This window comes from Salinivibrio sp. ML198 (genome assembly GCF_001996015.1).
In the GTDB taxonomy this organism is placed as follows: Bacteria; Pseudomonadota; Gammaproteobacteria; order Enterobacterales; family Vibrionaceae; genus Salinivibrio; species Salinivibrio siamensis.
The window spans coordinates 25,148-48,461 of record NZ_MUEZ01000003.1 but is presented as its reverse complement, the minus strand read 5'-3'; the positions used below and the strand labels follow the sequence as shown (position 1 = coordinate 48,461).

General features: G+C 49.7%; 19 protein-coding genes. 13 read left to right on the top strand and 6 right to left on the bottom strand.

All coding sequences use genetic code 11. The annotated features are described in order from the left end of the window. The first annotated feature begins 247 nt into the window (after nucleotides 1-247). From cysB to BZG25_RS02695, 3 genes are all read left to right on the top strand, one after another. Complete coding sequence (gene cysB, locus BZG25_RS02705; RefSeq protein WP_046073507.1) at nucleotides 248-1,225, top strand: HTH-type transcriptional regulator CysB; 978 nt, start codon at nucleotides 248-250, stop codon at nucleotides 1,223-1,225. Between the two features lie 74 nt (nucleotides 1,226-1,299). Continuing rightward, the gene (locus BZG25_RS02700; RefSeq protein WP_077579230.1) at nucleotides 1,300-2,526 is read left to right on the top strand and encodes a methyltransferase; all 1,227 of its coding nucleotides are present in this window, start codon (nucleotides 1,300-1,302) and stop codon (nucleotides 2,524-2,526) included. Nucleotides 2,527-2,638: 112 nt separating this feature from the next. Further along, entirely contained in the window at nucleotides 2,639-3,364 is a 726-nt protein-coding gene (locus BZG25_RS02695; protein WP_077579231.1) for a sulfite exporter TauE/SafE family protein, read from the top strand. Nucleotides 3,365-3,437: 73 nt separating this feature from the next. On the opposite strand, the gene tyrP is transcribed toward BZG25_RS02695, so the two are convergent. Continuing rightward, nucleotides 3,438-4,610, bottom strand: a complete 1,173-nt coding sequence (gene tyrP / locus BZG25_RS02690; RefSeq protein WP_046073504.1) for a tyrosine transporter TyrP — start codon at nucleotides 4,608-4,610, stop codon at nucleotides 3,438-3,440. 226 nt (nucleotides 4,611-4,836) lie between these two features. On the opposite strand from tyrP, the gene BZG25_RS02685 reads away from it, so the two are divergent. Beyond that, nucleotides 4,837-6,090: a CinA family nicotinamide mononucleotide deamidase-related protein gene (locus tag BZG25_RS02685; protein ID WP_241828636.1), complete on the top strand. Its 1,254-nt coding sequence runs from the start codon at nucleotides 4,837-4,839 to the stop codon at nucleotides 6,088-6,090. Between the two features lie 36 nt (nucleotides 6,091-6,126). Here the strand turns inward: BZG25_RS02685 and yfaE are convergent, their stop codons facing one another. From yfaE to ubiG, 5 genes are all read right to left on the bottom strand, one after another. Then, nucleotides 6,127-6,417 carry a class I ribonucleotide reductase maintenance protein YfaE gene (gene yfaE, locus BZG25_RS02680; RefSeq protein WP_046073503.1) on the bottom strand — a complete coding sequence of 97 codons (291 nt, stop codon included), beginning with the start codon at nucleotides 6,415-6,417 and terminating at the stop codon, nucleotides 6,127-6,129. Then, nucleotides 6,414-7,547, bottom strand: coding sequence for a class Ia ribonucleoside-diphosphate reductase subunit beta (gene nrdB, locus BZG25_RS02675; protein ID WP_077579233.1), 1,134 nt, complete (start codon nucleotides 7,545-7,547; stop codon nucleotides 6,414-6,416). Before nrdB ends, yfaE begins: the two co-directional genes overlap by 4 nt. Nucleotides 7,548-7,599: 52 nt before the next feature. Beyond that, a complete protein-coding gene (gene nrdA / locus BZG25_RS02670; protein ID WP_046073501.1) occupies nucleotides 7,600-9,888 on the bottom strand; it encodes a class 1a ribonucleoside-diphosphate reductase subunit alpha in 2,289 nt (762 codons plus the stop codon). A gap of 396 nt (nucleotides 9,889-10,284) precedes the next feature. Continuing rightward, nucleotides 10,285-10,941, bottom strand: a complete 657-nt coding sequence (gene gph, locus BZG25_RS02665; RefSeq protein ID WP_077638502.1) for a phosphoglycolate phosphatase — start codon at nucleotides 10,939-10,941, stop codon at nucleotides 10,285-10,287. A gap of 24 nt (nucleotides 10,942-10,965) precedes the next feature. Beyond that, nucleotides 10,966-11,676, bottom strand: a complete 711-nt coding sequence (gene ubiG, locus BZG25_RS02660) for a bifunctional 2-polyprenyl-6-hydroxyphenol methylase/3-demethylubiquinol 3-O-methyltransferase UbiG (RefSeq protein WP_077638501.1) — start codon at nucleotides 11,674-11,676, stop codon at nucleotides 10,966-10,968. Nucleotides 11,677-12,306: 630 nt separating this feature from the next. On the opposite strand from ubiG, the gene gyrA reads away from it, so the two are divergent. The 9 genes from gyrA (at nucleotide 12,307) to pyrF (ending at nucleotide 23,313) form a co-directional block, all read left to right on the top strand. Continuing rightward, the gene (gene gyrA / locus BZG25_RS02655; RefSeq protein WP_077579237.1) at nucleotides 12,307-14,982 is read left to right on the top strand and encodes a DNA topoisomerase (ATP-hydrolyzing) subunit A; all 2,676 of its coding nucleotides are present in this window, start codon (nucleotides 12,307-12,309) and stop codon (nucleotides 14,980-14,982) included. Nucleotides 14,983-15,196: 214 nt separating this feature from the next. Next, nucleotides 15,197-16,279, top strand: a complete 1,083-nt coding sequence (gene serC, locus BZG25_RS02650; protein WP_046073497.1) for a 3-phosphoserine/phosphohydroxythreonine transaminase — start codon at nucleotides 15,197-15,199, stop codon at nucleotides 16,277-16,279. A gap of 187 nt (nucleotides 16,280-16,466) precedes the next feature. Beyond that, nucleotides 16,467-17,753 (top strand): 3-phosphoshikimate 1-carboxyvinyltransferase, encoded by a 1,287-nt coding sequence (gene aroA, locus BZG25_RS02645; protein ID WP_077638500.1) that lies wholly within the window; start codon nucleotides 16,467-16,469, stop codon nucleotides 17,751-17,753. Nucleotides 17,754-17,953: 200 nt separating this feature from the next. After that, nucleotides 17,954-18,637: a (d)CMP kinase gene (gene cmk, locus BZG25_RS02640; RefSeq protein WP_046073495.1), complete on the top strand. Its 684-nt coding sequence runs from the start codon at nucleotides 17,954-17,956 to the stop codon at nucleotides 18,635-18,637. Between the two features lie 102 nt (nucleotides 18,638-18,739). Next, entirely contained in the window at nucleotides 18,740-20,410 is a 1,671-nt protein-coding gene (gene rpsA / locus BZG25_RS02635; protein WP_046073837.1) for a 30S ribosomal protein S1, read from the top strand. Between the two features lie 72 nt (nucleotides 20,411-20,482). After that, a complete protein-coding gene (ihfB, locus tag BZG25_RS02630) occupies nucleotides 20,483-20,767 on the top strand; it encodes an integration host factor subunit beta (protein ID WP_046073494.1) in 285 nt (94 codons plus the stop codon). 287 nt (nucleotides 20,768-21,054) lie between these two features. Continuing rightward, complete coding sequence (locus tag BZG25_RS02625; RefSeq protein WP_046073493.1) at nucleotides 21,055-21,342, top strand: LapA family protein; 288 nt, start codon at nucleotides 21,055-21,057, stop codon at nucleotides 21,340-21,342. A gap of 3 nt (nucleotides 21,343-21,345) precedes the next feature. Further along, nucleotides 21,346-22,515: a lipopolysaccharide assembly protein LapB gene (gene lapB, locus BZG25_RS02620; protein WP_046073492.1), complete on the top strand. Its 1,170-nt coding sequence runs from the start codon at nucleotides 21,346-21,348 to the stop codon at nucleotides 22,513-22,515. 87 nt (nucleotides 22,516-22,602) lie between these two features. Beyond that, complete coding sequence (gene pyrF, locus BZG25_RS02615; RefSeq protein ID WP_046073491.1) at nucleotides 22,603-23,313, top strand: orotidine-5'-phosphate decarboxylase; 711 nt, start codon at nucleotides 22,603-22,605, stop codon at nucleotides 23,311-23,313. Nucleotide 23,314: the final 1 nt, after the last annotated feature.

Below are 23,314 nucleotides of genomic sequence, written 5' to 3'. Positions count from 1 at the left end.
ATTACATCCGATTCGCATGCGCTGGTAATAGTGTGGCCCATAATCGTGCACTTGGCGATAAACTGGTTGAAATAATCGGATTTTAGCGATTGGGCAATACCCTATTTGTTCACCAAATTGCTTAGTGAATGTGCAATCGCTAACGTTTATATAACCAAAGCCTATTAAATAGTCTAATTTGGGTATATAAATAATCTATCACAACCCAATGCTGTCACTTAACCCATGAGGCTCGCGCGTCTGCACTATGAAATTACAACAGCTTAGATATATCGTTGAGGTCGTCAACCACAACCTAAATGTGTCTGCGACCGCAGAGAGTTTGTATACCTCTCAGCCTGGGATCAGTAAACAAGTTCGATTACTAGAAGACGAACTAGGCGTGCAAATATTTGAGCGCAGTGGCAAACACCTTACCCAAGTCACTCCTGCTGGTGAGGCCATTGTGGAAATATCTCAAAGTATTTTGTCTCGGGTTGAAAGCATTAAAGCGGTGGCGAGTGAACATACTCATCCAGAAATGGGAAATCTCAATATTTCCACCACCCACACACAGGCACGATATGCACTGCCCGATGTGATCAAAGCATTTACTGCCCGCTACCCTAAAGTCTCTTTGCATATGCATCAGGGAACGCCGACGCAGATCTCCAGCTCGGTCGCCAAAGGCACATCAGATTTTGCTATCGCGACCGAAGCTTTCCACCTCTATGAAGACTTAGTGATGCTGCCGTGTTACCACTGGAATCGTTCGATTATTGTGACGCCTGATCACCCACTGGCACAGAAAAAAAACAATATCACCATTGAGGATTTAGCGGCCTATTCTCTTGTGACCTATGTCTTCGGTTTTACCGGGCGTTCAGAGTTGGATGAGGCGTTCCATCGCGCCAATCTCACTCCCAAGATTGTATTTACCGCCACAGACGCGGACGTAATTAAAACCTATGTGAAGTTAGGGTTAGGGGTTGGCGTTATCGCCAGTATGGCGATGGATAGCCAAGCTGACTCGGATCTGGTCGCCATTGACGCTAGCCATATTTTTGGTGCTAGCACGACCAAAATTGGATTTCGTAAAGGCACCTTCCTTCGCAGCTACATGTATGACTTTATTGAACGCTTCGCCCCACACCTGACGCGCAATATGATAGATAAAGCGGTGGCTCTGCGTTCAAACGAAGAAATTGATGCCATGTTTAAGGACATTCCGCTGCCAATTCGCTAAACTGCCCGTGTACGACAAGGCTGCGTCAAGCAGCCTTTTTTGATCACGCTTTTATTCAAGTCCTGATAGCAGCCATGTCTTCCGTCTCTTTTCAGCAACAGTTCACTCAATTAACCCAACTTCTTACCCAGTTTCAATGGCTATGGCAACCGATGCCAATGGCACATAGATGTTTACCGTGGCAGGAAGAAGACGCATTGTGCGCTTGGCTGGCCAGCTTGGATTATTCCCAGATAACAGCACTCAAGGCAGCACCTGAAGTTGTGATTACCCAGTTGTCGAGCTGGTGGCCTGCGTTGGCGCCATTGACCGAACTGACTGCTGTACCGCAGGCGAGTACGACCAAGGTGGGTGTGGATCCGCGGTTGGCGGTAGGGGTTCCGGGAAGAAAGTGGGCGCAAATCGAGGCATACATCGGTGCGGTTCCCACTCACGGGGAGACGGTACGCTATCTCGAATGGTGTGCCGGAAAAGGGTATCTCGGGCGTGCCATCTCATCGGTGACCGGTAAGCCGGTTGAGAGTATCGAATGGCAAAAAGCACTTTGTGATCAAGGACAAGCGTTTGCACAGCGCAACGCCCTCGCGATGCGATTTTACCCCTTAGATGCCATGGACACGGAGGCGGCCGCTGTGATGGCCGGTTGTGACCACGGATTAGCGTTACATGCCTGCGGCGACTTGCATGTAACGCTCCTGCAAAAAGCAGTGACGTGCGGTATGCCGCGTCTATCCGTCTCTCCATGTTGCTATCAGCTGATTCGTGGGGAGATTTATCAGCCACTCTCGGATGTCGCCCAGAATACGGGAATGCGGCTGACAAAAGCTGACCTTAAACTTGCCGTCCAAGAATCGGTGACTGGCGGACAGCGAGTGCGTCGCCAACGGGAACAGGAAGTTATTTATCGCTTAGGCTTTGATGAATGGCAGCGAGACTGGCAAAACCAGGATCATTACTTGCCATTACCTGCACTGAAAAAATCACAACTTAGCCAAGGGTTTGCGGAATTCTGTCGTTGGGGTGCGGCACAAAAAGGGCTCTCGTTACCCGATGATTTCGATGTGGATGGCTACTTTCGCCGCGGGGAGGTGCGTTTTTCCATTCTCGAACAAATCAACGTCGTTAAGAGCGCTTTTCGCCGAGCAATGGAAATATGGCTGGTGTTGGACAGGGTGTTATATCTTGAGCAACACGGATACTCGGTGAGTCTGATGCAGTTTTGTGAGCGTGAATTGACGCCTCGCAATCTATTGATTCATGCTGAAATGATTAATGCGCCCAGCACACCAGCCCATCCTTGACGTGTTACGCGCGGTGAACAAGTGTCGATAAGATGATCAGCCGTAAAAGCTCGCTCAAGACTGAGTAAATCGTTACACTCTGATTACCTATCTTTACCTGAAGTTACTTTTTATGCCTGATATCGGCGTTTCCATAGCGGTGGCCATGATCTTGGGTCTCGGCTGTTTTGTGCAAAGTTTGGTAGGCTTTGGTATGGCGATTGTGGCGGCACCACTATTGCTGATGATTGATCCCAAACTCGTCCCAACCACCATTTCTATGGTGGGGCTGACATTGGCGAGCATTAATGCTTGGCAATATCGGCATCAACTCTCATTTCGTGATCTTAGTTGGGCTTATTTAGGCCGTGTGCCGGGGACTGCCGTGGCTGGGGGCGTGATGTTAGTCGTCACAACTCAAATGCTGGAAATTATCATCGGGGCAGCCGTCTTAATCGCAGTATTGGCCAGTGTCATGCGCTTTGACATTACCCCTAATCGACGAAACTTTTTTGTCGCCGGTTTTACCTCTGGGGTGATGGGCACGACGACGAGTATTGGTGGCCCGCCAATGGCCCTTGTACTGCAACACGCTGATGTCAATAAGATGCGCGCATGCCTGGCGGGGTACTTTGCGATCAGCTGCATCTTGTCTTTGATCGCCTTAAGCGCCACGGACTTTCTGACATGGTGGCACTTAAAGCAAGCGGCTTTTGCGGTGCCTGCTGTACTGGTGGCGACATGGCTTGCTTATCGGGTCGCACCCCGGGTGAAACCGCAGCTCGTCCGTCGGGCAATGTTGCTACTCTGTACCTTAGCTGGGGTCAGCACGCTGGTACGCGGCTTGATGGGTGGATGAAACGTGTAAAACGCAATGACGCCCCAGAGTTAGTGGGGCGTCATTGAATCATTGGATGGTTAGTGAGTGATAATCAGCCAATAAATTGTGCCACCACAACGCTTATTCCTCCCACCATTGCCAAGCTAAGGCCAAGGTTCCCGCCAATCACCTGATAATGCTCATCCGTCGAGACGGTTTGACGTGCTTTACGCACCATCAGCACAGGTAGCACCACCGCAAGAATCACCAGAGCAATTGCCGCGTAACCTAACGCAGTGATAAACCCTTGAGGGTAGAAAAGTGCGAACACCAAAGGCGGTAAGTAAGTAATAGCGGCGGTTTGCAAGCGGCCACGCACACTGTCTTGGCGATTAAAGCTATCGGAAATAAAGTCAAATAATCCTAAGCTAACGCCGAGAAATGACGTGGCTAAGGCTAAATCAGCAAAAAGCGAAATGCTGGAGGCGATATAATCTTGTTGCACCACCGATTGGATGATGGCAACGAACTGAGACAGTTCACCGTTTTGCACCAAGGTAGCTTGTGCCACTGTTCCTAAACTCGCGACTTGCCAAAAAATGTACAGTGCAAGTGGAAGAGTCGAGCCGACGATCATCACTTTACGTAGTGAAGGCAGATCTATCCCGACATAACGTACAATCGAGGGGATACTGCCGTGGAAGCCAAAAGAGGTGAAAATAACGGGCAGTGCAGCGACCAAGAGCCCTTTTTCGACTGGCATCTCTACGAGGTTAATACTGGAGACGTGTGGGGTGAGTAAGGTTAACGCTAAAATCAGGAATAAGACTTTAACGGTAAATAAACCACGGTTGATTAAATCCACTTTACTCGTACCCAGGGTCACCACTAAGCCAAATACGAGGGTGAACAACACCGCACCGGCTGCTGGCGGTAGCTCGATGGTTGACCATTGTGCCAGCTTCTCATTGAGCTGGCTCCCACCGCCCGCAATATAAGCGGCGCACAGAGAGTAAAATAAGAACAACATGGCGAATGAGGCAAGCCACTTGCCCTTGTCCCCTAAAAACTGTTTGGCCAGACTGTGCAATGTGGCATCCGCGTCAGCGTACTGATGGACCTCTAGCATTAACAGCGCTGTGTAGGTCATCAGAGCCCACATCGCCCCCATTAATGCCATCGATGCCCCAAATCCAATACCAGCGGAGGCAAGTGGTAAAGCTAGCATGCCTGCGCCAATGGTTGTCCCTGCGATAATCAGCGAACTTCCTAGTACTTTATTCATATTATGTTTAACCAGTGTTAATAAAAAGTTAATTGTTGTGTTCGCACAAAAGATAACGTGAATTTATGCGCATTGTGCACTGTCTATGCAGATAAAAAAACGGATGCGTGTAATGCTAAAGGTACGAATAAGTAAAGTAAAGTGTACGGTTAGGCTGGGGTAGTGAATCGAGCGGTCTAATGTCATAATCAAAGACGAATCACGGTGACCAATAAGGAGCGGCAGGGTGGAAAACCAACAACATCAAGCACCAATGCCACAAATCGCGATGCTTTCTACCGGAGAGGAAGTGTTGCTGGGAGATATCACGGATACCAATGCAGCATGGCTATCAAGGACGTTATTTGAGAACGGGCTAACAATGTCTCGTCGCGTGACCATTGGAGATGACCTTGATGATATGGCGATCGAGCTGGTTCGATTATCACAGACAGAGCAAGTGGTCATTGTGAACGGAGGGCTGGGACCGACCACAGACGATCTCACTACGGCAGCAATGGCATCGGCGATGGGGGTTGAGCTAACACTGAACGAAGCGTGGCTTGATGAGCTGAAACAGCGCTTTGAGCGACACGGCCGGCCGATGGCACAAAGCAACCTTAAGCAAGCGATGTTACCTGACGGTGCGCGCTTAATTGAGAACCCGAAAGGGACGGCGTGTGGTTTTCACTGTGAACTCAATGGGTGTCATTTTTATTTTACACCTGGTGTGCCCTCTGAGTTTTTCGACATGGTTGAGCGCCAAATCCTTCCTGAGTTGTTACATGTTTACGCGGCAAAAGCGCGATCGTGTTACCGTTTGTTTACATTTGGCTTGTCAGAGTCCGGGATCAGTGACGTGATGGCATCATTAGTGCTTCCTGACGATGTGTCACTGGGATATCGCTCGAGTTTGCCTTTTATTGAGGTGAAGCTGTTTATTGATGCAGAGCATGATGAAAAAGACACCATACTTGAGGCGCTGCAACAGCGGCTCGCTGATTATGTGGTGTCATATAATGAGCCAATGGCTTCAGCATTAGCGTTTGATGTTAATCGTCACGGTATTGCGTTGAAAGTGGCTGAGCAGTTCACCGGTGGCTGGCTATCAAGCTTACTCAATGGACAAGCGGCTTATTTGGTTGAACAAGGCTGGGTGATGTCGAACGCCCATGTGCCAGAGCAAGCGTTGGCCAATCCGTTAGCAGCCTCACTGGCGATGGCCAGTGCGACGATCAGCCCCGAGCAAAAGCAAGTTGGCCTTGCCTGTGGTCCGGAACTTCACGGACAAATCTGTGTGGCTATCTCCACACCCGAGGGTGAGTGGGGGCAGCGTTTAAGCTTTAAACGGCAACTGTCTCACGACGATGCGCGCTGCTACATCTCCACTGTATTGTTAGATATGTTAAGGCGTTATTTAAATGGATATACGGTGATTGCCGATTATGCCTCACTGACGCGACATGACGATATTTATATTGATACAGACAGCATAGAATAGAAGGTCGGTAAGAGAAGGGAAGGCGAGGCGATTGTATTACGCCTCGTTAACTTGTTTTTTGATGTCAGCGGGTTGGTAGTCGAACGCAATGGACACATCAGTCTGCGGCGCACTTTGACAAGCGAGGATTTCGCCTGGCATCACAAAGGCCATGCTTTCTCCCTGCGTGACAGACCCTTGATTAAGCTTACAGCGGCATGCGCCACACATGCCATTTCGGCATTGATATTCAGGCTGAATACCGGCGTCTTCTAACTGCTCTAGCAAGTTTTGGTGGGTGTTGCCACCCACCGTTATGCCGTTCACTTCGATGGTGATACGGGTCATAGTTCGAAGTCACCAAAGTCTTCGACGCTGACTTCGTTATCGATCTGACCGACCAGATACGAGCTAATTTCTGCTTCCTGTGGGGCCACCTGAACATTATCCGAGGACAGCCAAGCGTTAATCCAAGGAATGGGGTTTTGTGTCGCATTGTCATAGGCAGGTGCTAAACCCACGGCAGACATTCTTAGGTTGGTGATATATTCAACATACTGACACAAGATATCTTTGTTCAGGCCGATCATCGAGCCGTCACGGAACAAATACTCAGCCCAGTCTTTTTCTTGCTCAGCCGCTTTCTTGAACAGATCAAAACACTCTTGCTCGCATTCTTTGGCAATGTCGGCCATCTCAGGGTCGTCTTGACCGCTACGTAGAATGTTGAGCATGTGCTGCGTGCCAGTCAGATGCAAGGCTTCGTCACGGGCAATAAACTTGATGATCTTAGCATTACCTTCCATCAGTTCACGCTCGGCAAAGGCAAAGGAGCATGCAAAACTGACATAGAAGCGAATCGCTTCAAGCGCATTGACCGACATCAGGCACAAATACAGCTGGCGCTTCAGCGCGCGCAGGCTGACTGTGACTGTCTGGCCATTGATCGAATGCGTCCCTTCGCCAAGTTGGTGATAATAGTTACTCAGCTGAATAAGGTCATCATAATACTGGGCAATGTCTTCTGCGCGCTTTTGAATGTGCTCATTCATCACGATGTCATCAAACACAATCGCCGGATCAGCCACAATATTACGAATAATGTGGGTATAAGAGCGAGAATGAATGGTTTCAGAGAAGCTCCAGGTTTCAATCCAGGTTTCGAGTTCTGGAATAGAGACCAATGGGAGTAGCGCGACGTTAGGGCTGCGGCCTTGGATAGAGTCCAGCAACGTTTGATACTTCAAGTTACTGATGAAAATATGCTTTTCATGTTCAGGTAGCTTGTTGTAATCAATACGATCGCTCGATACGTCCACTTCTTCTGGGCGCCAAAAGAACGACAACTGCTTTTCGATCAGTTTTTCAAAAATTTCATATTTTTGCTGATCGTAGCGGGCAACATTAACGGACTGACCCAAGAACATGGGTTCTTTGAGCGGGTCATTGTTGATTTTAGAAAACGTACTGTAAGCCATGAATCTTATAAACCTCTAGAAAAGGGCCCAGAGGCCCTTTGCATGTCGTGTGTTAGATCTTACATGCACCGCCGGCACAATCGTCTTCAGCAGCTTGCGCCGCGGTTGATTCCGACTGACCATCGCTCGCGCCATCACGGGTGTTGTGGTAGTACAGGGTTTTAACCCCCAGTTTGTACGCGGTGAGCAAATCTTTAAGCAGCTGGTTCATAGGAACTTTACCGCTTGCATGTCGGCTCGGATCATAATTGGTGTTGGCAGAAATCGCTTGGTCGACGAATTTTTGCATGATACCGACTAGCTGTAAGTAGCCTTCATTGCTGCCAATGTTCCAGAGCAGTTCGTAATTATCTTTATACTTGTGATACTCAGGTACCACTTGTTTGAGAATGCCATCTTTTGAGGCTTTCACCGAGACAAAACCACGTGGTGGTTCAATGCCATTGGTGGCATTTGAAATTTGTGACGACGTTTCTGATGGCATCAAAGCGGTCAGTGTTGAGTTACGCAAACCATGGGTTTGGATATCCTTGCGCAAGGTTTCCCAATCCAAGTGTAACGGCTCATCACAAATCGCATCCAAGTCTTTCTTGTAGGTATCGATAGGAAGGATACCTTGCGAATAAGTGGTTTCGTTAAACGCAGGACACGCGCCTTTTTCTTTCGCCAGCTCCACGGATGCACGCAATAAGTGATATTGAATCGCTTCAAAGGTACGGTGCGTAAGGCCATTCGCACTGCCATCCGAATAACGTACACCGTGCTTGGCGAGGTGATAGGCAAAGTTAATCACACCCACACCGAGTGTACGGCGGTTCATGGTCGCTTTGCGCGCGGCAGGTAACGGATAATCTTGATAGTCCAATAACGCATCAAGCGCACGAATGGTCAAGTCGGCCAGTTCACCCAGCTCGTCGAGTGATTCAAGCGCACCCAGGTTAAAGGCGGATAGCGTACACAGTGCAATCTCACCGTTCTCATCTTCAACATTGTTCAGTGGCTTGGTCGGCAGCGCGATCTCTAAACACAGGTTCGACTGACGAATAGGTGCCACCGATGCATCAAACGGGCTATGGGTATTACAATGGTCAACGTTTTGAACGTAGATACGGCCTGTTGAGGCGCGCTCTTGCATCATCAGTGAGAACAGATCAACCGCTTTGACTGTTTCGCGCTGGATAGAGGCATCCGCTTCATATTGGGTATATAGACGCTCGAACTCGTCTTGGTCTTCGAAAAAGGCGTCGTATAAGCCAGGCACATCTGACGGAGAGAACAAGGAAATGTTGCCACCTTTAAGTAGGCGGGTATACATCAACTTATTGATTTGCACACCATAATCCATATGGCGTACACGGTTTTCTTCTACACCGCGGTTGTTTTTCAATACCAGTAGCGATTCCACTTCACGGTGCCAAATTGGATAGAATAAGGTTGCTGCGCCACCACGAACGCCGCCTTGCGAGCAGCACTTCACCGCCGTTTGGAAATATTTATAAAACGGGATACAGCCAGTGTGGAAGGCTTCGCCACCTCGGATAGGGCTACCCAACGCGCGAATACGGCCCGCGTTAATACCAATACCTGCGCGTTGCGATACATAGCGAACAATCGCACTGGATGTGGCATTAATAGAGTCCAAGCTATCGTCACACTCAATCAATACGCAAGAGCTAAATTGACGTGTAGGCGTACGTACGCCGGACATGATAGGCGTTGGCAGTGAGATCTTAAACTGCGAGGCTGCATCATAAAAACGACGAATGTAGTCCAAACGCGTTTCTTTAGGGTATGACGCAAACAGGCAGGCAGCGACCATCATGTACAAAAACTGTGCGCTTTCGTAAATCTCACCGGTGACACGGTTTTGCACCAGGTATTTGCCTTCCAGCTGCTTCACCGCGGCGTATGAGAAGTTCATATCGCGCCAGTGATCGAGGTAGCTGTCTAGGGTATCGAGCTCCTCTTCGCTGTAATCTTCCAAGATATGCTTATCATACTTGCCTTTCTCGACCATGTTTTTGACATGATCAACCAGCTTAGGTGGCTCGAACTGGCCATAGGCTTTTTTACGTAAGTGGAAGACGGCCAAACGCGCCGCAAGATATTGATAATCTGGGCTTTCTTCGGAGATTAGATCGGCAGCGGCTTTGATGATTGTCTCGTGAATATCTTCCGTGCGCATGCCATCGTAAAACTGGATGTGAGAGCGCATCTCAACCAGAGAAACAGAAACGTTTGAGAGGCCTTCGGCAGCCCAAGTCACTACGCGATGGATTTTATCGAGGTTTAAGTTTTCTTTGCGTCCATCACGCTTTAATACGGTAATTTCTTGGTTCATTTGTATGCTTTCCCAATATTCCCTTGCCAAACTGCTCTTTTTCGCAAGTTTTTATAAAATGCTGATGATTTTTTGGTCGGCCTCTATGCGGACATCTCGTCGCTCATACACTATATATAGGGGGCGATGTCCGAGTCGGTTACAAGATAGTGATATAACCTGCTTTTTGCAAGCCAGTCTTTGTTAGGGTGGGTGTGGATATCTTGGGGATGTTATATCTAAAGTTAGTAATCACCAACCTAGTGACGCAAGGCCGACAAGATTAGTGAGAATTTCAATCACTGAAAGGCAAAAATTGGTAATAAAAAAAATTTATTTTGGTTGATCTTAGCGATGATCAGTGATCGTTTTTAACTGATTGAAAAGACAGCAAACCCCACAAAATGTGGGGTGTGACTAGGATCCAAGAATGGCGCTAAGTTGATCAGGCTTGGCGAAAATATGATCTGCTTTCCAATTATGAACTAAGGCTTGATCGCCGGTGTAACCCCATCCTGCGACGGCTGCGCCCATATTCGCCGCGCGCGCCGCTAATATATCGTTTTCAATGTCTCCGACATACAGCCCTTGTTGTGGCACACAATTGAGGCTTTTGGCTGCTTCAAGCAAAGGCATAGGGTGCGGTTTGGCATGAGCATAGGTATCGGCGCCAACGATGACTTTGGCCTTTTGCAGGCGTGGGAAGAAGGCGAGTAACTGATGCGTGAGCCCTTCGGGCTTATTCGTCACAATGCCCCAAGGGATACGTAACTGATCCAGCTTATCGAGCAGGGTGTCTATGCCAGCGTAAAGCTGGGTGCCATGACATATCGCGTCCCCATAGTGATGAAGAAAACGCGCACGGAGGGCAACAGGGTCTTGATATTGTGCTTGTTCGCCAAACCCAGCACTTAACAGGCCGCGCGCACCGAAACTTGTATGGGTATAAATTTGCTCGCGTGTTAAAGGAGGCAAGTCAAACTCGGCGAGGACGCGGTTAGCGGCCTCACCCATGTCGGGGGCGGTGTCGAGCAAGGTGCCATCTAAATCAAAGAGAATGGTCGATGGGGTCATGCTGGCGAGCTCCTTATCAGTCGGCTAGGGCGAGACGGTGTGAACGAGATAATTCACATCGACATTGGCGTGGGAAAGTTTGTAGGTATCAAACACCGGGTTGTAATGCAGCCCTGTCATGTCTTTGGCCGTTAGCGGGGTGTTATCAATCATGTTCATCAGCTCTGAGGGGCGAATAAACTTATGGTGCTCATGGGTGCCTTTGGGAACCAATTTAAGCACATGCTCCGCGCCGACGATCGCGAACAGCCAAGATTTGGCATTGCGATTCAGTGTCGAGAAAAAAACATGACCACCGGGTTTTACCATCTGTGCACAGGCTTGAATCACGGAGGCGGGTTCAGGCACGTGTTCGAGCATTTCCATACAAGTGACAACGTCGTATTGCTGCGCATAGCTGCTGGCATGTTCTTCCGCGGTTGATTGGATGTAGTGCACATCGACTCCGGCTTCGAGGGCATGCAGCCGCGCGACGGTGAGAGGCTCTTTTCCCATATCCAGTCCTGTCACTTCCGCTCCTTCCTGAGCCATGCTTTCGGCTAAGATGCCGCCGCCGCATCCGACATCAAGTACTTTTTTGCCGAATAATCCGCCCGCTTTATCCAAGACATAATCGAGGCGTAATGGGTTGATTTGATGCAAAGGTTTAAATTCACCCTCTAAATCCCACCAACGCGAGGCCATATCCTCGAATTTTTGAATTTCTGCCGGATCGACATTGGGTACTTGGCTCATAACTGCAGCTTCCTTATCGGTTTTGCTGCATTATAACGAAATCCAACGCGATAAAAAGAAGCCGTGCTTCTCGCGGGGCCGGTGGGTGTCGTGAATAGGGATCGGCGACGCTGAGTGGGAGGTAACATGTAGAGGTAAAGAAATAGCACGACGGCCAGCCACCGCCGTGCAGAAGGGAGCGGCGTTACGCCGCGGTTAAAATGGCGCTGGTCGCTATTATTCCAGCCAAAAGGTATTTGCCTGCTATTAGGCAGGCACCAATCGCGTTAACGATACGAGTGAGCATCATGCCTCCTCTTTAGTATCAAGTTGACCAACGTTAGGTCGGTCAGGCACGTCACTTCTAAGTATGGTTGATATTTCGGCGCCTGCTAAAAAAGTGATCTTGTGCTCAAGTTAAGCTAATTATTCCTTTTTCGCGCTCAGACACCTTGTGGGCTTTCCTCGTAAAAAAACCATAGTTAGCTACGCAAGTGGTGGCTTTTTGTCCGTGTAGACGCGTTCAGAGCGCCTGCTAACGAGATCCGTGATACATCTTAGCCATATTCGCGTGTCTCCAAAGAGGGTTTGTGTTATTCTCCGTGGTCACGTATTTGAATACGCAAACATTATTTGAGGGATGTTGGCTCCATGAGCGATCTTGCTAAAGAGATCACGCCAGTCAATATCGAAGAGGAGCTAAAAAGCTCGTATCTCGACTATGCAATGTCCGTCATTGTTGGCCGAGCTCTTCCTGACGTGCGTGATGGCCTAAAGCCAGTACACCGCCGCGTATTATTCGCGATGAACGTACTTGGCAACGACTGGAACAAGCCATATAAGAAATCGGCCCGTGTGGTCGGCGATGTAATCGGTAAATATCACCCGCATGGTGATAGTGCGGTATACGATACGATTGTGCGCATGGCGCAACCGTTCTCACTGCGCTACATGTTGGTAGATGGCCAAGGTAACTTCGGCTCCATCGACGGTGATTCAGCAGCCGCAATGCGTTATACCGAAGTGCGCATGGCGAAAATTGCCCATGAGCTGCTTGCCGATCTCGATAAAGAAACCGTGGATTATGTGCCGAACTATGATGGTACTGAGCAAATCCCGGACGTATTGCCAACGCGTGTTCCCAACCTGCTGGTTAACGGCGGCTCCGGGATTGCGGTCGGGATGGCAACCAACATCCCACCTCACAACCTTACCGAAGTTGTTAACGGATGTCTGGCGTATATCGATAATGAAGATATCACTATTGATGAGCTGATGGAGCACATTCCAGGCCCAGACTTCCCGACAGCGGCAATGATTAATGGTCGCAAAGGGATTGAAGACGCGTATAAAACAGGGCGTGGAAAAATCTACTTGCGTGCCAAGGCGGATATCGAAACCGACAAAAATGGTAAAGAGACCATTGTTGTCAATGAAATCCCCTATCAAGTCAACAAAGCGCGTTTGATTGAAAAGATTGCCGAGCTGGTTAAAGACAAGAAAATTGATGGCATTTCCGCGCTACGCGATGAGTCTGATAAAGACGGCATGCGGATTGTTATTGAGTGTCGACGTGATGCGGTGGCTGAGGTAGTACTTAATAACCTCTATGCGCAAACCCAATTACAGACGTCATTCGGCATTAATATGGTGGCGCTGGATAATAACCAGCCGAAGCTCTTTAACCTAAAAGGGATGCTTGAGTGCTTTGTTAACCACCGCCGTGAAGTGGTCACACGTCGCACGGTCTATGAATTACGCAAAGCCCGTGACCGTGCCCATATCTTGGAAGGCTTGGCGGTCGCACTGGCGAACATCGACGAAGTCATTGAGCTTATTCGTCAAGCCCCTACGCCTGCGGTAGCCAAACAAGAGCTACAAGATCAAGGTTGGGGACTCGGTGGCGTGTCTGCCATGTTGGAAGCTGTGGGTGGCGAAAACGCGCGTCCTGAATGGTTGGCGCCAGAATTTGGTGCCCGTGATGATGGCTCTTACTACCTCACTGAACAACAAGCACAGGCGATTCTGGATTTACGTTTGCACAAGCTCACCGGGCTTGAGCACGAAAAAATCCTGGACGAGTATAAAGGCCTGCTCGAGCAAATTGCGGAGCTGCTGCATATCTTGGCCAGTACCGAGCGCTTGATGGAAGTGATCCGCGAAGAGCTCGAAGCCGTCCGTGATGGTTTTGGCGATAAACGCCTCACCGAAATTACTGCCGCGAGTGCAGACATTGATATTGAAGATCTTATCAATGAAGAAGACGTGGTAGTGACCTGGTCACACGATGGTTACGTTAAGTATCAGGTTCTGAGCGATTATGAAGCGCAGCGCCGTGGCGGTAAGGGGAAATCAGCGACGCGAATGAAGGATGAAGACTTCATTGAGCGACTGCTGGTTGCTAATACCCATGACACAATACTGTGCTTCTCGACGCGCGGGCGTATGTACTGGCTGAAAGTCTATCAGCTGCCGCATGCATCGCGTAATGCGCGCGGTAAGCCAATTGTGAATCTACTCCCGCTGGAAGAAGATGAGCGTATTACCGCGATCCTGCCAGTGCGTGAGTATGAAGAAGACAAATACGTCTTTATGGCCACAGCTCATGGTACCGTGAAGAAAACACCACTGACTGACTTTAGCCGTCCACGTAGCGCCGGGATCATTGCAGTGAACTTGCGTGAGGGCGATAGCCTGATTGGGGCCCAGCTCACTGATGATAGCAGTGAAGTCATGCTGTTCTCGCAATTCGGTAAAGTAGTGCGCTTCCTCGCATCGAATGACACCGTTCGCGCGATGGGTCGTACCGCCGCGGGGGTACGAGGCATTCAATTGGCTGAAAACGATCAGGTCGTCTCTTTGATTGTGCCGCAAGAGAATGCGGAAATCTTGACCGTGACCGAGAACGGTTTTGGTAAGCGTACAGCGTTGGCAGAATACCCAACCAAGAGTCGTGCGACCAAAGGGGTGGTTTCGATCAAAGTCTCTGAGCGTAATGGCGACGTTGTCAGTGCCATCCAAGTCTGTGAAGGCGATGAGCTGATGATGATCACTAATGCGGGGACCTTAGTCCGTACTCGCGCAGAAGAGGTGAGTCAAGTGGGGCGTAACACCCAAGGTGTACGCTTGATTCGCGTCAGTGATGACGAGAAAGTGGTGGGCCTACAGCGCATCGAAGAGCCAGACGAAGATGAGATGGAAGCCTTGGCCAATGAAGCCGGGACAACCACTCAGTCGGACGGCAGCGAGGCATCAGCGCCTACCGATGATGATCAACGCGATGATAACGATCAGTCGCCCGCGTCTGATGATGATCAAAACGCGTAAGTCGTCTCTTAGATAACGTCTTAAGGGTGCAGTGAACTGCACCCTTTTTTATTGCCTATTGACAGGAGAGCATGGAAATTGTGATCGAATCTGCGTTGGCGCTTTCAAATTGCGCGCGAAACGTGTTAAATCAATCACACACCATTTAAAACAGAGTCAATCCTTGTAGGCCTCCTGGCCACAAGTGATGAATAAGCAGGAGCCCCTCCCCAACATGGATAAGGTATATAATTTCTCCGCAGGCCCCGCGATGTTGCCGCGTGAAGTGATGCTAAAAGCACAAAAAGAATTGATGAATTGGCAAGACCTTGGTACCTCGGTCATGGAAGTGTCGCATCGCAGCAAAGCATTCTTAAACGTTGCTCGTCAGTCAGAGCAAGATTTGCGCGAACTCCTAGTGATTCCTGACAACTACCATATTCTATTTTGCCAAGGGGGCGCGCGTGCACAGTTTGCCGCGGTGCCCATGAATCTCATGGGGAACCACACCATCGCAGACTATGTCGATGGCGGTTACTGGGCAGAAAGTGCGGTCAAAGAGGCCAAGCGCTATTGTACGCCCAACGTTATCAATGTTCGCCGCGAGCGAGAGGGAAAACGTGCAATCTCGCCGGCGAAAGACTGGCTACTGAGTGATGATGCAGCCTATGTCCATTTCTGCCCTAACGAAACCATTGATGGCATTGAAATTAATGATTTGCCTGAGACCAATAAACCCATTGTTGCCGATATGTCATCGACCATCTTGTCACGTCCGATTGACGTATCTAAATATGGGGTGATCTACGCCGGTGCGCAAAAGAACATTGGCCCTGCAGGGCTGACCCTGGTGATTGTACGTGACGACTTATTGGGACTGGCGCGAGATGTACTTCCTAGTGTGCTTAATTACAAGGTCTTGGTAGAGAAAGACTCGATGTTCAACACGCCGCCGACCTTTGCCTGGTATCTGGCCGCCGAAGTCTTTAAATGGCTGAAAAAACAAGGCGGGATTGAAGCCGTTTATGCACGCAATCAACAAAAAGCAGCCCTGCTTTACCAAGCTATTGATCAATCGAGCTTATATCGTAATGACATTCACCAAGACAATCGTTCCTTGATGAATGTGCCGTTTCAGTTGGCGAACAGCGACCTGGATGAGACTTTCCTCGCTGAAGCAACGGAACAAGGCTTACATGCGCTGAAAGGCCACCGAGATGTGGGTGGCATGCGAGCCTCTATCTATAACGCCATGCCCCTTGAAGGGGTGCAAGCGTTGGTCGACTTTATGGCCAAGTTCGAGAAAAAATATGGCTAATGACAGACGGTAGCGATGGCTGCGTCTTTTAACGGTGTTAAGTAGAAAACCGTGTGAAAAACGAGCCGCTTCCTTGTTGGAGGCGGCTTTTGCTTTCTCTTCACTGACGGTGATAAAAATAATAATTGTGAGACTGCCGGTATTTTGGTTACTCTGGGGGCACTAAGCATCACGGATATAAACCAGAATGGAGCAACTGACACTTTCCCCGATTTCTTATGTCAACGGCCAGATTAACCTTCCCGGCTCAAAAAGCGTGTCGAATCGCGCATTACTCCTCGCCGCTCTAGCCTCAGGCACCACTCGACTAACCAACTTACTGGATAGTGACGATGTACGTCATATGCTCAATGCGTTTACCGCGTTGGGAGTAGAGTATCAATTGTCCAGCGATCGCACCGAATGTGTGGTACAAGGGCTGGGACAGCCGTTTCATCTCGCCGAGCCAACCACGCTGTTTCTCGGTAATGCGGGAACGGCGATGCGCCCTTTGACGGCGGCACTATGCTTGGGAGAGGGTGACGTCACCCTGACGGGTGAGCCACGGATGAAAGAGCGTCCTATTGGCCACCTTGTTGACGCCCTGAATGCGATTGGTGCTGATATCCAGTATCTTGAAACTGAGGGCTATCCGCCACTACGTATCCAAGGCACTGGCCTGGTAGGTGGCGATGTGAGTATCGATGGTAGCATCTCGAGTCAGTTTCTCACCGCACTACTGATGGCCGCGCCGTTTGCTGAGCAAGAGACCCGGATCACCATTAAAGGGGAGCTTGTCTCTAAGCCTTATATTGATATTACCTTGGCAATCATGGCGCAGTTTGGTGTTGAGGTACAAAATGATAACTACCAAGCGTTTGTGATCCCAGCTGGACAGCGTTATCAATCACCAGGTCACTTTATGGTAGAAGGTGATGCCTCATCCGCTTCTTACTTCCTCGCGGCGGCCGCGATTAAGGGCGGTGAAGTCAAAGTGACGGGCATCGGGCGTCATAGTGTGCAAGGTGATATCCAGTTTGCCGACGCACTCGCGGCGATGGGCGCCGAGATTGAGTGGGGAGAGGATTATGTTCTCGCCCGTGGAAAGACGCTTAAAGGCGTCGACATGGACTTTAATCATATTCCTGATGCAGCGATGACCATTGGCGTCGCGGCCTTGTTTGCAGAAGGGCCGACATGGATTCGCAACGTGTACAATTGGCGTGTTAAAGAAACCGATCGCTTATATGCCATGGCTACCGAGCTGAAAAAAGTGGGCGCTGTGGTTGAAGAGGGCGAAGACTATCTGTACATCGAGCCACCAAAGCAGTTACACCACGCGGCCATCGATACCTATGACGATCATCGGATAGCGATGTGCTTCTCGTTGGTCGCATTGAGTGATACGCCCGTCACTATTAATGACCCGGGCTGTACGTCAAAAACCTTCCCTGATTATTTCGAGAAGCTCGCGGCAATCAGCACCACGAAATAACCATGCTGCAACACATTGCTGCTGATATCCACGCAGCAGCAATGATTTCCAGCCGGATTTCTTCTATACTATGCGCCGATTTATCGATGTGCTTGTTGGGCAAACGGTGTGTTTGTCGCGTCACGGTATGGCAGGCGTCAAACCCATTTAACGCCTCAAGCGAAGCGAATCGAGTAAAGTTGACGAACGTGGAGAGATTTATGCCGACACAGGCGCCTGTGATTACAGTAGATGGACCGAGTGGTGCAGGAAAAGGAACCTTATGTATGCGGTTGGCGGAGACACTAGGCTGGCATTTGCTAGACTCTGGTGCCATCTACCGTGTTTTGGCATTAGCGGCGATTCATCATGACGTGGATACCTCATCGGAAGACGCGTTGGTACCGCTGGCTGCGAACCTAGACGTTCAATTTATCGCCGAAGGTGATCTGGTGAAGGTGATTCTCGAAGGGGAAGACGTATCGGGCACCTTACGCACAGAGCAGGTGGGTAATCAAGCGTCGAAAGTCGCTGCACTCCCGCGTGTTCGCGAGGCATTGTTGCGTCGTCAACGTGCGTTTGTCGGCGAGCCAGGTTTGATTGCTGATGGCCGTGATATGGGTACCGTGGTGTTCCCGCAAGCGGAGGCGAAAATCTTCCTTGATGCTAGCGCAGAAGAACGCGCACGCCGGCGCCAGCATCAGTTGCAAGGCAAGGGGGTTAATGTTACCTTTGACCGCCTTTTAAGCGAAATTCAAGAGCGTGATGATCGTGACCGCAATCGAGCGGTGGCACCATTGCGCCCCGCGTCAGATGCATTAGTGCTAGACTCAACGTCGTTATCAATCGATGAAGTGATTGCACAAGCACTGGCGTTTATTGAAAGCAAATTATCGGCTGCATAAGCAGTCTATAACCGTTAGCTGCAAGGATGATAGCTAACATATTTAACAACCCCATGCGGTAGGATACCCGTGGACGTTTATCAAATTGAAGATTTAAATATAATGACTGAATCTTTTGCTCAACTCTTTGAAGAGTCTCTAAAAGAAATCGAAACTCGCCCAGGTTCTATTGTTAAGGGTACTGTTGTTGCTATCGAGAACGGTTTCGTTCTGGTTGACGCAGGCCTGAAATCTGAATCGTCTATTCCAGCTGACCAATTCAAGAACGCTGCTGGCGAACTTGAAATTGAAATCGGCGGTGAAGTCGATGTAGCCCTGGACGCAGTGGAAGATGGTTTCGGTGAAACTCAGCTTTCTCGTGAGAAAGCGAAGCGTCACGAAGCTTGGATCCAGCTAGAGAAAGCGTACGAAGAAGCTGAAACCGTTAACGGTGTTATTAACGGTAAAGTGAAAGGTGGTTTCACCGTAGAACTGAACGGCATCCGTGCGTTCCTACCGGGTTCACTGGTTGACGTTCGTCCAGTACGTGATACTTCTCACCTGGAAGGCAAAGAGCTCGAGTTCAAAGTAATCAAGCTTGACCAGAAGCGCAACAACGTTGTGGTTTCTCGTCGTGCGGTTATCGAGTCAGAAAACAGCGTTGAGCGTGACGAGCTGCTAGCTTCTCTGCAAGAAGGCATGGAAGTTAAAGGTATCGTTAAGAACCTGACTGACTACGGTGCGTTCGTTGATCTTGGCGGCGTTGACGGCCTGCTTCACATCACTGACATGGCGTGGAAGCGCGTTAAGCACCCATCAGAAATCGTTAATGTTGGTGACGAAATCAACGTTAAGGTTCTGAAGTTTGACCGTGAGCGTACTCGCGTATCACTCGGCCTGAAACAACTGGGTGAAGATCCATGGGTAGCTATTGCTAACCGTTACCCAGAAGGTCACAAGCTGACTGGCCGTGTAACCAACCTGACTGACTACGGCTGCTTCGTTGAAATCGAAGAAGGCGTTGAAGGTCTGGTACACGTGTCTGAAATGGACTGGACCAACAAGAACATCCACCCATCTAAAGTGGTTAACGTGGGTGACGAAGTTGAAGTCATGGTTCTGGACATCGACGAAGAGCGTCGTCGCATCAGCCTTGGTCTGAAACAGTGTAAAGCCAACCCATGGCAGCAATTCGCTGAAACTCAGAACAAAGGCGACCGTGTTACTGGTAAGATCAAGTCAATCACTGACTTCGGTATCTTTATCGGTCTAGACGGCGGCATCGACGGTCTGGTTCACTTGTCTGACATTTCTTGGAACGTGGCTGGCGAAGAAGCCGTTCGCGAATACAAGAAAGGCGACGAGATCTCAGCAGTGGTTCTTCAGGTTGACGCAGAGCGTGAGCGCATCTCACTTGGCATCAAGCAGATGGAAGAAGACCCATTCAACAACTACCTGGCAGCTAACAAGAAAGGTGCTATCGTTAACGGTACGGTAACGGCTGTTGACGCGAAAGGCGCAACGGTTGAGCTAGCCGACGGTGTTGAAGGTTATCTGCGTGCTTCTGAAGCTGCGCGTGACCGTGTTGAAGACGCGACTCAAGTGCTTTCAGTTGGCGACAGTGTTGAAGCGAAGTTCACCGGTGTTGACCGTAAGAACCGCGTGCTAAACCTGTCTGTTCGTCTGAAAGACGAAGCTGATGAGCAAGAAGCGATGGCTAGCCTGAACAAATCTGATGAAGGCGCTATCGGTAATGCTATGGCTGACGCGTTTAAAGCAGCGAAGAGCGAATAATGTATAAGTTGAGGGGGAAATTTTCCCCCTCTGCATTTATACTGTTGAGAAACATACTAAAGCGGGGTGTCTATGACCAAATCTGAGTTAATTGAAAGGCTCTGTAGTCAGCAAGCCCATCTGTCTGCTAAGCAGGTAGAGGATGCTATCAAGGAAATCCTTGAGCATATGGCGACCACACTTGAAAGCGGTGATCGGATCGAAATCCGTGGTTTTGGTAGTTTCTCACTACATTATCGCGCGCCTCGCGTGGGGCGTAACCCGAAAACAGGGGAAAAAGTTGAGCTTGACGGTAAATACGTCCCTCACTTCAAACCTGGTAAGGAACTTCGTGATCGCGTTAACATCTATGGTTAAGCGATAGACGCTGAAAAAAACGGCATGCTGTAGGTATGCCGTTTTTTTATGTCTATCGATCATAGCTTGCGTGGCGAATTTCCTGCATAATCATACCTTCTGTGTAAGATCTTGTACCCACAACTAAACCTTGTCGCTTGCCATCATGCGAGTGGATAGCACGGGCCAAGGGTGCATTAGTAACGTTTTGTTGTATCAAGCAAACGTTCACAGTGACAAGTGCCTCGCATCTTGTCGTTCTGCCATAATTGAAGAGGCACTAGGCCTTTCGCAATGAGGGAATACTTGTGAAAATACTCGGCATTCTGTTTCTGGTGTTATGTTTTCTGATCACCTTGGCGCTGGGAGCGCAAAACCAAGATGTGGTCAACTTTAACTACTTAATCGCCCAAGGTGAGTTTCGTCTCTCTGTTATCTTGGGTATTGTCTTTGTCATTGGCTTTGGCATCGGCTGGTTAGTCTGCGGTGCGTTATACCTAAAAGCGAGAGTGACCGCTCGAGGGCTGCGTAAACAGGTGGAAAAGCAACGCAAAGAACTTGATAAATTGCGTACGGACCCGCTAAAGGAACAATAATTCATGCTAGAGCTGTTGTTTCTGTTGCTCCCTATTGCCGCCGGTTATGGCTGGTACATGGGTAACAGGAATGCTCGTCATCGACGGCAAGAACAGTCACATCACTTGTCTCGCCAGTATGTGGCGGGGCTGAATCTGCTGCTGTCTGAACAGTCTGATAAAGCGGTTGATCTGTTTATTGAGCTTTTACAGGTCGACAACGAGACCATTGACACTCACCTTGCCCTAGGCAACCTGTTTCGCTCTCGGGGCGAAGTCGATCGCGCCATTCGCATCCACCAAAACCTGATTGCTCGCCCTAATCTGACGCTTGATCAACGTAACCTTGCCATGCAACAACTGGCCAAAGATTACATGGTCGCCGGGTTTTTTGATCGCGCAGAGAAGATATTTTCTGAGCTAGTGGATGAGCCAGATTATCAAGAATTTGCCCTTCAGCAGTTGTTAGCCATCTTTCAGCAAACCCGAGAGTGGGAAAACGCGATTGATACCGCGAGCAAACTGGTCAAAATGGGCAAACAAAAATTACGTAAAGACATCGCTCATTTTCACTGCGAACTGGCGATGCAACAGCTCGCCGATGGCGACGAACATAAAGCACGGCAATGGCTACGTCGCGCCTTGTCGTATGATAAAAGTTGCGTGCGCGCCAGCTTGAAGCTGGCCAAGCTTGATATTGAGCACCAAGATTATAAAGGCGCCATCAAGCAGCTAGAGAACATCCTTGAGCAGGATGCGGATTTTGTCAGTGAGGCGTTACCACTGTTGGCGGAGAGCTATCGCGCGTTAGGACGTGAAATGCACCTGGTTCGGTTTTTAAAAGAATGCATTGAAAAGAATGCTGGGGTGAGCGCGGAGTTGATGCTATCAGAAGTGATCGGTAACAACGAAAATATCGCGATGGCGCAAAGCTTTCTCACCCGCCAGCTTACTCGCAATCCGACCATGCGCGGCTTTCACAAGTTAATGGAATACCATGTTGAGCAAGCGGAAGAGGGACGCGCAAAAACCAGTCTGAACACGCTAAAAGACTTGGTGGCGGAACAGATGAAAGTGAAGCCGCATTATCGTTGTCGAAAATGTGGTTTCTCGACCCACTCGCTCTACTGGCAATGTCCTTCTTGCAAAAGCTGGGGGGCAATCAAGCCAATTCGAGGGCTTGATGGTGAATAATGGCGATGCGCAAGCATCGCCGTTTTTTTATCTATCGTGGCGGTATACCTGCTGAGATGAATCGTAAACAAGGAACTAGGAGACAACATGCACGACCCAAAAGTCATTGTGGCACTTGATTATGCGAATATGAACCACGCCTTGGCCTTTGCCGAGAAGATAGAACCAGGTTCATGTCGCTTAAAAGTGGGCAAGGAAATGTTCACCTTATTTGGGCCGGCATTGATTAAGCAGCTGCATGCGGGTGGGCACGAGGTTTTTCTCGACCTTAAATTTCACGATATCCCGAACACGTGTGCACGAGCGGTCGCGGCAGCGGCAGAGCTGGGTGTTTGGATGGTCAACGTCCACGCCGCTGGCGGGGAACGCATGATGGTTGCTGCACGTGAAGCCTTAGTGCCTTATGGGGGCAACCGCCCTTGGCTGATTGGTGTGACCGTGTTAACCAGCATGACGGCGGTGGATTTGGCAGACAGTGGTATTCAGATATCGCCACAGGCGCAAGTGCAGCGCCTTGCGGGTCTGACGCAGCAGGCAGGCCTTGATGGTGTTGTTTGCTCCGCGCAGGAAGCGAGCCTGCTTAAGGCACAGTGTGGGGACGCCTTTAAATTAGTCACGCCAGGTATACGCCCAGCCGGGAGCGACAAGGGTGACCAACGCCGAGTGATGACGCCCGAGCAAGCGGTACAAGCCGGCTCTGATTATCTCGTCATAGGTCGCCCTGTCACGCAAGCGGCGGACCCCGCTGCTGTGCTTGCGTCAATTAACCAATCGTTGAATGACCAAAGTGCCGAGTAAC